We start from the raw sequence: 2,828 nt of genomic DNA, 5'->3' as shown, positions 1-2,828 counted from the left end.
CGCCTCCGCCAACTCGGAGGAAAGGGGAAGCACCTACAAGGACTTGACTCAGACCTAGTGGCATTCCGCTTGATAGTTCCTCCGCCACTCGTTAGAATGGGTAATTGAGCAGTTAAACGCAGCGTTGGAGGAAGGAGGGTCCGCCACATGTACATCCTTCGACAGGCTCGGGTGCCCGCGTGCATTCTGACGTTCATGCTCACGTTGACTGTGCTGTTGTCCCACTGTCAGCCGGGGCTTACGTATACTCGCGCGGCCAGTGCACCTGTCTCCGGCCGTGAGGTTGCCTTACCTGGCCTTCCTCCGCAGGCAGCCGTCGTCTTCGTAAAGGGCGGGTCGGCCGCGTCCAACGAGTTCATAAGAGCCCTGTCTCGGCTTGTCCGGTCCGGAGCACACTTCATCGAGTGGATCGTGGTGTCAGAGGACGATCCTTTCTGGACGGAGCCTTTTCTTTTCGGGCTGGACACTGTCAGGACAGTCCATGACGAAGCCGGTAGATGGGCTATAGCTTTCGGATGCAGAGTGTACCCGTCCGTGTTCCTGGTGAGACAAGGGCGGGTAGAGTACTCCCACGCGGGTTACATACCGCCCTATGAGGCGTGGTTCAAGCAAGTTCTGGAGACCTTTTCGCGGGGACAGGATATCCCCCAACATCTTCGCCACAACGTCCTCATGGAGGGAGAACCCGCGCCTGAGATTGCCCTTCCCAGTTTGGCCGGGAGGGTCTGGCGGTCACCGGGCCGGGCGTCATCTGACTCTGTTCTACTGTACCTTTTCGTGACCCCGGGGTGCCCCTCGTGTCACGAGGCCATGGCCTTCATCAAGGCAAATGAGCGGAAGATCCGAAATGTCCAGGTGGTGACGGTTTTCACGGGAGCCGCCGATGTCGCTTCGAAGGAAGCGCAACGCTTGAGGCTGCCCGGGGTGGCGCTTGTGGATGCGGACTTCTCCGTCTATCTGCGGTGTGGCATCTATGAGACCCCAACCCTCGCTCTGGTCCGTGGAGACACAGTCGTTTACGCGAACACCGGGTGGTCAGCCGGCTCAGGTGACCGGCTCCTCGACGCCATATCGCGGGTGCTTTAGCCCGAGCGCAGTGTTTCTGCGGTCTGACACGTCCGGTTCAATGTAGGGGGTAGGAACGGTGTCTCAGAGTGTCAGGCTCACGAGGTGGATGGTGTCAGCAGTCACGGCGGCACTCGTCCTCGCTGGGTCGTTTGCTGCGGGGCAGGATTCCCCCGAGCGCATGGACCACCTCACCGAGCTCCCAGAAGCACCTCTCGTGGTTCACGTGTTCTACAGCTCAGCATGTGCTTACTGCGAGGAGGTGTTCAGCGCCGCCCTAACCATCCAACGCAGGTTCGGAAGCTGGGTGCAGTTCGAGTATTGGAACGTCATCGTACCCGAAAACGAGACGATGAAGAGAAAGTACGCCACTTACTACGGAGTGTCGGATCAGGACTCGGTGGCCATACCCCTCATCTTTGTGGGACGACAGTACCTGGCGGGACACGGCGCGACCCATGACACGCTTCTTGCCGCCATCAAGGATGCTTTGGCCGCCGGGGAAACGACACCAAAAGCGTCGTACATCTCCGAGATGGCGGAGTCATTCAGCCAGGACGTAAGTATGCTCACCTTCCCCGCAGTGTTCATGGCAGGCCTCGCGGACGGGGTAAACCCCTGCGCCATCGCCACGCTCGTCTTCTTCCTGACCTACCTTACTGCGTGTGGCTGGAACAGGGCGGGCATTCTGTGGGTGGGGTCGATGTTCACCCTTGGGGTATTCCTGGCGTATCTTGCGGCAGGCCTCGGGCTCTACCAGGTCGTGACCATGCTCGATGCAGTTCCTTGGACGAGGACTGCAATTCGCCTCACCGGGGCAGGGATGGCGCTTGCCTTGGGGGTTCTGTCTGGCGTGGATGCGATGCGGGCATTCGTGGGCCAATCTGACCGCATGGTGCTGATACTCCCGAAGAAGGTGCGTACTAAAATTCACAAGGTAGTGAACAAGTTCATGGGCCGGCGCCTGTTGCCTCTCTCAGCGTTCGCCACAGCCGTCGTCGTTTCAGGCCTCGAGTTCATTTGCACCGGTCAGGTCTACCTGCCGGCGATTGTGTTCATGCGAACGCAGGCAGAGCACAGGCTCGAGTCTGTCTACTATCTCCTCACTTACAACCTGGCGTTCATCATACCCATGACGGCGATCTTCATAGGCGCCTATCTCGGCATTACATCCCGCCGCATGGCCAGCATGTCAAGGAAATCCATCACCCTGGCAAAGGCTGCGACTGCACTAATCCTTTCCGGCCTGGGCGGGTACATGCTTCTAGATCTGCTTTGAAACCAGATCTCAGCGCCGGGGATACATCGTCTCGCAGCGAGTCTGGACTGAAGTACGGGCCTGCCCACCAGTGTAGTATAAGCCAGCCTTTCGGGTATGGGGTGTGCTCTTGCTGACGCGCAAAGAAAAACGGACTCCGACATATCTGGCGGAGTCCGCAAACTTGGTAGCCCCGACGGAGTTCGAATCCGTGTCTTCGCCTTGAGAGGGCGACGTCCTAGGCCGCTAGACCACGGGGCCACGCATATGGCTGGGGAGGAAGGATTCGAACCCTCGCAATCAGATCCAGAGTCTGACGTCCTACCACTAGACGACTCCCCAACGCCGGCGAGAAACTCGCACTGCTTATCTTAGCACATGCAGCAGGCTTTGTAAACCCTCTGATCCCCCCCAGCAGTAGTTCCGCAAATGGGCCTTGGCGTGGCGTGTTGCGAAACGTAGTGGCTCAGGGCATGTATGGCGGGATTTCCCATACGCAGTTTCG

The 2,828-nt window shown here is 58.9% G+C and carries 2 protein-coding genes and 2 tRNA genes; 2 read left to right on the top strand and 2 right to left on the bottom strand.

The genetic code is table 11. The features are described 5' to 3' along the window. The first annotated feature begins 147 nt into the window (after positions 1-147). Both NUW23_15830 and NUW23_15825 read left to right on the top strand, forming a co-directional pair. Positions 148-1,086: a hypothetical protein gene (locus NUW23_15830; protein ID MCR4427624.1), complete on the top strand. Its 939-nt coding sequence runs from the start codon at positions 148-150 to the stop codon at positions 1,084-1,086. A 58-nt stretch (positions 1,087-1,144) separates the two neighbouring features. After that, the gene (locus NUW23_15825; GenBank protein MCR4427623.1) at positions 1,145-2,344 is read left to right on the top strand and encodes a cytochrome c biogenesis protein CcdA; all 1,200 of its coding nucleotides are present in this window, start codon (positions 1,145-1,147) and stop codon (positions 2,342-2,344) included. A 164-nt stretch (positions 2,345-2,508) separates the two neighbouring features. On the opposite strand, the gene NUW23_15820 is transcribed toward NUW23_15825, so the two are convergent. Continuing rightward, positions 2,509-2,584 (bottom strand) — tRNA-Glu (locus NUW23_15820). 7 nt (positions 2,585-2,591) lie between these two features. Next, positions 2,592-2,665 (bottom strand) — tRNA-Gln (locus tag NUW23_15815). Positions 2,666-2,828: the final 163 nt, after the last annotated feature.

The sequence above is a fragment of the Bacillota bacterium genome, assembly GCA_024655925.1.
Taxonomy (GTDB): domain Bacteria; phylum Bacillota; class DTU025; order DTU025; family JANLFS01; genus JANLFS01.
The sequence above is the reverse complement of the archived record's forward strand: the minus strand, read 5'-3'. Positions and strand labels throughout refer to the sequence as shown.